The sequence below is a fragment of the Providencia sp. Me31A genome (assembly GCF_050487165.1).
GTDB lineage: Bacteria > Pseudomonadota > Gammaproteobacteria > Enterobacterales > Enterobacteriaceae > Providencia.
This window is the reverse complement of sequence record NZ_JBKQGZ010000049.1, coordinates 1-6,083: the sequence shown is the minus strand read 5'-3', so window position 1 is coordinate 6,083 and position 6,083 is coordinate 1. Positions and strand designations below refer to the sequence as shown.

Annotated in this window: 6 protein-coding genes; 2 read left to right on the top strand and 4 right to left on the bottom strand. The window is 35.9% G+C overall.

Annotated features, from left to right (window positions below):
• On the top strand, nucleotides 1-976 hold a 976-nt coding region (locus tag ACLPIE_RS22115; RefSeq protein WP_430263787.1), incomplete at its 5' end, for a phage tail fiber protein.
• A 31-nt stretch (nucleotides 977-1,007) separates the two neighbouring features.
• Here ACLPIE_RS22115 and ACLPIE_RS22110 read toward each other — a convergent pair.
• Together ACLPIE_RS22110 and ACLPIE_RS22105 are read right to left on the bottom strand one after the other, a co-directional pair.
• A complete protein-coding gene (locus ACLPIE_RS22110) occupies nucleotides 1,008-1,220 on the bottom strand; it encodes a helix-turn-helix domain-containing protein (RefSeq protein WP_094961282.1) in 213 nt (70 codons plus the stop codon).
• Between the two features lie 165 nt (nucleotides 1,221-1,385).
• Nucleotides 1,386-2,609: a tyrosine-type recombinase/integrase gene (locus ACLPIE_RS22105; RefSeq protein WP_319863908.1), complete on the bottom strand. Its 1,224-nt coding sequence runs from the start codon at nucleotides 2,607-2,609 to the stop codon at nucleotides 1,386-1,388.
• A gap of 407 nt (nucleotides 2,610-3,016) precedes the next feature.
• Here ACLPIE_RS22105 and ACLPIE_RS22100 point away from each other — a divergent pair, with 407 nt between their 5' ends.
• Nucleotides 3,017-4,225 (top strand): tyrosine-type recombinase/integrase, encoded by a 1,209-nt coding sequence (locus ACLPIE_RS22100; RefSeq protein WP_430263786.1) that lies wholly within the window; start codon nucleotides 3,017-3,019, stop codon nucleotides 4,223-4,225.
• Nucleotides 4,226-4,267: 42 nt separating this feature from the next.
• Here the strand turns inward: ACLPIE_RS22100 and gapS4b are convergent, their stop codons facing one another.
• Nucleotides 4,268-5,377, bottom strand: coding sequence for a GapS4b family protein (gene gapS4b, locus ACLPIE_RS22095; RefSeq protein ID WP_430263785.1), 1,110 nt, complete (start codon nucleotides 5,375-5,377; stop codon nucleotides 4,268-4,270).
• Between the two features lie 3 nt (nucleotides 5,378-5,380).
• Nucleotides 5,381-5,974: a hypothetical protein gene (locus ACLPIE_RS22090; protein WP_430263784.1), complete on the bottom strand. Its 594-nt coding sequence runs from the start codon at nucleotides 5,972-5,974 to the stop codon at nucleotides 5,381-5,383.
• Nucleotides 5,975-6,083: the final 109 nt, after the last annotated feature.

The following is a 6,083-nucleotide window of genomic DNA, read 5'->3' as shown; positions in this document are numbered from 1 at the left end:
TGGGAAGTTTGATAAGACAGGTGGAGCTATTTCTGGTGATGTGACTTTCAGTAAGAACGCAATTAAGTCGACTAAAGGGACGCACACCTTGCCTGCCAAATCTGGCACGCTAATACAATTTGGTGATAGTGGTGTTGGAGTTAGCTTGGTTCAATCCTCTGAAAACCACACATCAACAGAGCTTGGCTGTGGTTTTTATGCTATGCCAGGTCATGCAACTAATAACCCATGGGGGGGTAATGGGTTCGCATATGCCATTAATGTCCGCGCCGAAGGTTATGGATTCCAAATTGGTAAAACAACAGGAAGCAAAAGTTTATCTTTTAGAACTTTAGATAATGGTGAGTTTTCGCCGACTTCAGTGCTGTACTCAACGTTAAACACAACAAAAGACTCAAACGGCAACTTAAAAGCCGCATCCCCGATTGTTAAAGTATTTGCTGATCACATTGAGACTAACGAAGAGTCAGAAGGCGTTGAAATGGAGCACCTTGGTGTAGGGCACTATTTAATCAAAGGCGTTGTCGGTTTTAATGCAGATGGTGCATGGGGTATCAATAACGGCTTTGTCATTCCTCAAGACCATAACGGTAAAAACATGGTTCTCATTGATTACGAGGTGAGACCTGATGGTGACATTGAAGTTTTTGTTTTCCACCAACAGAACGCAGATATGCCAGAACGTTTCCAGAACAAGCGCATTAAGCACTTTGATGAAGAAGGCGTGCCTGTTTATTTTGAAAACTACGAGCCTTGTGACGTACACGAATCGCGCTGGATAGATATGCGTGTCGAAATGCCACCTAACTCTATCTACAATCAAAAGCAAGCTGAAGCTGAGAGACTCGCTAAGATAGAAGCAGAGCGATTAGCGCAAGAAGAAGCTAAACGTGCAGCAGAGGAAGCGGAAAGGGTAGAGCAGGAAGCTGAGGAACGTAAACAATATGGCCTTGATGAAAATAGTGTATTGCTGTAATTAGGTGCAAAAAAGCCGCATTATTGCGGCTTCACTTACTATACGCATTCAGTAGTTCTTGAATACTAACATCAAGAATGTTAGCTATCGCGAATAAGTCATCGATGTATATTGATAACTCACCACTTTCATATTGTATATATTTTTTTTCAGAGGCTGTTAAGCCTTTTGCTATTTCTTTGGTTGAAATATTTTTAGCTAACCGCTTATTTTTTATAAGGCTGCCGATTGCTTTATTTCCCATATCCCTCTCAATCAGTCCAGTTGCAAAGTAAGTTAGTTAGGGTGAGAGGGTATTTTACAAAAAATAATACAGGCTTCAAACGAAACAAGGCTAAGCAAGTATTTTATAAACAGAGCAACAATAAAAACTAATGCGCCAGCTCGAGTGGTTGGCGCATCTAGATCGCTAATCAAACAACGAAGATAACTTTTCATGCCAAGCGTCGAGAATTTCGCGTTTTTCTCTCAAATAATCATATCTATCATAGTGTTTTTTAGACACTCCTGGTCTTTTATGGTTTTGTACCATATCTCTCATTTCTGAGCTTATCCCCATTTCCCCAGCCAATGTTTTAAATGTTCGTCTGATATCCCTTGGTGTAAATTTTTCAAACTCATTGCGTTTGCAAAATTTATTTAATTGTTTTGCGTATTCTGATGTTAATAAATGACCTTCCTGAGTATCAGCAGGAAATAGAAAACTAGATGTTGGGTATAACAATTCCTGAATATTTAAAATATCAATAGCAGGCTTAGTCAATGGTATTACGTGATAGTCCTCTGTTTTTGAAATATGCGGAGGTACTGTCAATGTATTATTCTTTTTATCCCAATTATCCCGAGTGTTGGCTATTATTTCCCATGGTCTTTGTCCTGCAGCATAAACACAGAATAAAAACAGTCGCGCGTAATCTGGGTTGATAGGGCATTCATTGCTTGGCTTATTAAATAACTCCAGCAAGTGCTTTAATTCATCCCATGACAGAAACCTATCTAATGCTTTGTCTGCACCTTTTTGTCTAGGGACAACAGCAACAGGGTTTCTATCCAAACCGTAAATAACCCGTTCGTTAATTTTTGCAGGATCGTTGTCAGCAAATAAGCCAAAATTAAACACAGCATGTAAATTAGCCCTAACTTTGTTTGAGCCAGCCAATGCGCCGCGATTAATAAATTCAGACAGTATTCTTTTTATATGATCGGGCGTAACATCTTTAGCAGCCATTGATGGGTTTATATGCTTGCTTTCTAAGACCTGATTTAGCCTATTTTGCGTTTTATCGTACGAACGCTTACCTTGTCGCTTCTGATCTTCAATGTAGTCGTCAAAGAGTTGTTTTACAGTTGCGTGTTCATATTTGATTTTTTCAGGCGACGATGATTCTGCGGCAGCAGCAACAGATTTTACAGCTGCATCAGCTAATGATAAATTTGGGTAGTCACCAAGAGATATGAATTTTTCTTTTCCATCTTTGAAGTAACGATAAACAAAAACCTTTCTTCCTGATGGATAAGTTTTAACACCTAAACGACCTGTACCTCTTGTTGCAGAAGCTTGCCATGTGTAGTAGGCAGATTTCTTGGGCTTCAATCCTCGTATTTTACTATCAGTGAGAAGCACACTAGCCATATTTAATATCCATTATGTAGGTCGGTTACGGGTCAAGTAACGGGTCAAGTAATGACGAAATGATATGAAACTAGGTGAAATCATGCAAGCTATATAAATCCTTAAAAATCAATTAGATGAAATCTTATGAAATCACATAAAACTCAATGAAATCAAGCTGTAACGCCCTTCTAAGCCGTAGGTCACAGGTTCGAATCCTGTAGGGCGTACCATTTCGAAGTCAATGGACATCAACCGATGTCTTTTTTTATGCCTAAAATTCAGTGAATTAGCTGATTTTAACCTTTCTTTGTTCAACTGACGTCTACCTATATCAACCTACATCAAGTAATATTTGTTGGTATATGCGTTGGTACATACAGGTTCAATGAATTCTTATACCAACACAAACTCATGGGAGTTCCTATATGGCACTAACAGATGTGAAGGTAAGAACGGCAAAGCCTGCCGATAAAGGATACAAACTCACTGACGGTGAAGGGATGCACCTTTACGTGCATTTTAATGGTTCTAAATACTGGCGGTTACAATATCGATTCGACGGAAAACAAAAAACATTAGCACTTGGCGTCTACCCTGAAATTTCTTTAGCGGATGCAAGACAGCGTAGAGATGAAGCAAAACGTCAAATAGCTAACAACATTGATCCTTCAGAACAGAAAAAGCTTGAGAAGATAGAACGTAAATCAGCGGTTAATAATACATTTCAAGCTGTAACCCTTGAATGGCACGAATATAAAAAGCCAAACTGGTCTAAAGGTTATGCTGAAGATTTGATGGAGTCATTTGAAAATGACATTTTTCCTGATCTAGGGAAAAGGCCAATTGCTGAAATTAAGCCACTAGAGGTACTCAGTACGCTGCGTAAACTAGAAAAAAGGGGAGTGCTAGACAAGTTACGTAAGATCCGTCAAGCATGTAACCAAGTCTTCAGATACGCTATTGTAACGGGTAAAGCTGAATATAACCCTGCTTCTGAACTTGCTAGCGCATTAACACCACCCAAAGCACAACACTATCCACATTTGCTTGCTAACGAATTACCTGAATTTCTTAATGCATTAAATCATTATTCAGGTAGCCCAATCACTCGGCTAGCAACTAAAATTCTGATGTTAACAGGCGTGAGAACTATAGAGCTACGTTTAGCAGAGTGGGGCGAGTTTGATTTTGAACGCTGTATTTGGGAGATCCCCAAAGAAAGAATGAAAATGCGCCGCCCACATCTTGTTCCATTATCGACTCAAGTCATCACTGCATTACGTGAAGTTCAAGCTATTACCGGACGTTATAAACTGGTATTCCCCGGTAGAAATGACATTACCAAGCCAATGAGCGAAGCAAGTGTTAATCAGGTTCTTAAACGTATTGGTTATCATGGAAAAGCAACTGGACATGGTTTTAGGCACACAATGAGTACTATCTTGCATGAGAAGGGATTTAATACGGCATGGATTGAGCTTCAACTTGCCCACGTTGATAAGAATACGATCCGTGGCACGTATAACCATGCTCAGTACCTTGAAAACAGAAGAGAGATGATCCAGTGGTATGCGGATTATATTGATGAGTTGGAGTGTGGGGTAGGGAATGTGATTAGTTTGAGTTTTAAGTAATGATTTTCATCTTTACCATAAAAGGTAAAGATGAAAATAGGTTTATTTTATATTTTCTTTGTGTTTTTCATAAATACTTATTTTTTTTGATTCAAGTATTTTCATTATAGATGCTTTTATTTTATTTATTTTACTGTTAGATGAACCTTTCCCATTGAACGATTTAAAATCAATCACTAGCTCCGCTGTTTCTACTTTTCTAGATGAAAATTCAGGGAACTCATAGGATATTTTACATTCTGCATTATATCCAATATCTTCCATTGTATAACTTGCAACTAGTTTAGATATTTTTAAATTCGGATGTAACTTTTTGTTAGTAAAAAAAATTGACTCACTTAAGGTTCCTTTTAATTTTAATTCATCAATATTTTTTTCTAGCCATTTTAAATCATCCGGAAAACTATTTGATGAATCAGGGTAAAAATCAACATCAATGATTTTTTGATAATAAAATTCATTTTGAAAGTGTGATTTTGCAATATCTTCTAAAAAAGCTATTCTTCCTGAATTATTAAAATGATTGAATTGAATTTTAAGTATTTCAGAATCTTGCTTAATATGCCCTTGAGATTTTAAATGAACATTAAGGTTTTTGAGTATTTTTTCAGCAACTAATTTTGTTTCATTTGATGTATGATTTAAAGAAATATTAACCTCTATTTTTTCAGAGGATTGTTTTTTCTCAAGTTCTATTCTTCCAGAAAAATACTGTTCAACTTCATCCCAAGAATTCATTAGGTCAATTCGCTTTATGCTAAAATCTAGAGCTATTGAATCTTCATTGTCATCCTTGACATAAAATCCAGAGATATTTTCAACGCTATAATTACAAAAAGGATCATCAATCAACTCGTCTAAGTTGAGGTCATCGCCAATAGCATCAATTAATGTATCTTTAGAACTCCATTCTAAAGTTCGCATATTTACCTTAGAACTATGCTCTTTTGTTTTTATTTTTTCTTGTAATTCATTGAATTCTAAAGGGGTTATCAAGGACTTAATCAATAATGGAACTGTGTTGCTTTTATCGTCATTTGATACGAAAACACCACGCTGCCTTAAAACTGATTTGATATCAGATTTACTTATTTTATTTTGTGATAAGAGCGTTTTTAAATTATCACCACTAGGTAATACATTATTAATCATAGATTAGCCTCTAAATGTTTCATGAAATGAACCAACCTCAAAATTAATATCTTCACCAACTACTAATTTTAATCTATCAATGCTTTCCTTTGCACTAAGTTCATTAAAGTCGTTGAAAAAAAACCTAAGTTCTTTAGATATATCTGAAACTAAATTACGCGTACAAGATATAAGTCTTTCCAAACTATCAGCAGAAAAAGGTTCAGATGAAACTAAGCAAATGATTGGTTGTAAATTATTATTTCTTTCTATTACGAAAGGTAGGATTGGTGATGATATATATTCAACGGGTAATATCTTTCCGTAATATTTTTTATTGGGGCTGATTAAATTTAATGATGTTGGTGGGTAATAAAAATTTACATTTTCTATGCCATACTTTTTATTTATAAAAGTAATCCCGTCATATAGAAATGAAGCTCTTTTATTATCAATGACATGAATTATTCTAAACTTAAGATCGTTATTTATTTGTGAATTTTTTATCTTACTTAAAATATCTTGGTTGTTAGGGTCAGTATCGTTATTTATATAAAATAAAATACCAGAATCAACGTATTTATAACCACTGAGTTTATTAGGGTCTTCCCCGATCATGGTGGTCAGACTCAAAATCCCATATCTAAATTACCATAGTGAAACATCACTGCTGTTTTAAATCGTTCTTGATTTCGATAACCTCTTGCTTTGATCCTCAATAATCTAA

Coding starts and splice junctions, on each gene's coding strand:
- ACLPIE_RS22105 (WP_319863908.1), bottom strand. CDS start 2,609: ATGGCTAGTGTGCTTCTCACTGATAGTAAAATACGAGGATTGAAGCCC.
- ACLPIE_RS22090 (WP_430263784.1), bottom strand. CDS start 5,974: ATGATCGGGGAAGACCCTAATAAACTCAGTGGTTATAAATACGTTGAT.
- ACLPIE_RS22100 (WP_430263786.1), top strand. CDS start 3,017: ATGGCACTAACAGATGTGAAGGTAAGAACGGCAAAGCCTGCCGATAAA.
- gapS4b (WP_430263785.1), bottom strand. CDS start 5,377: ATGATTAATAATGTATTACCTAGTGGTGATAATTTAAAAACGCTCTTA.
- ACLPIE_RS22110 (WP_094961282.1), bottom strand. CDS start 1,220: ATGGGAAATAAAGCAATCGGCAGCCTTATAAAAAATAAGCGGTTAGCT.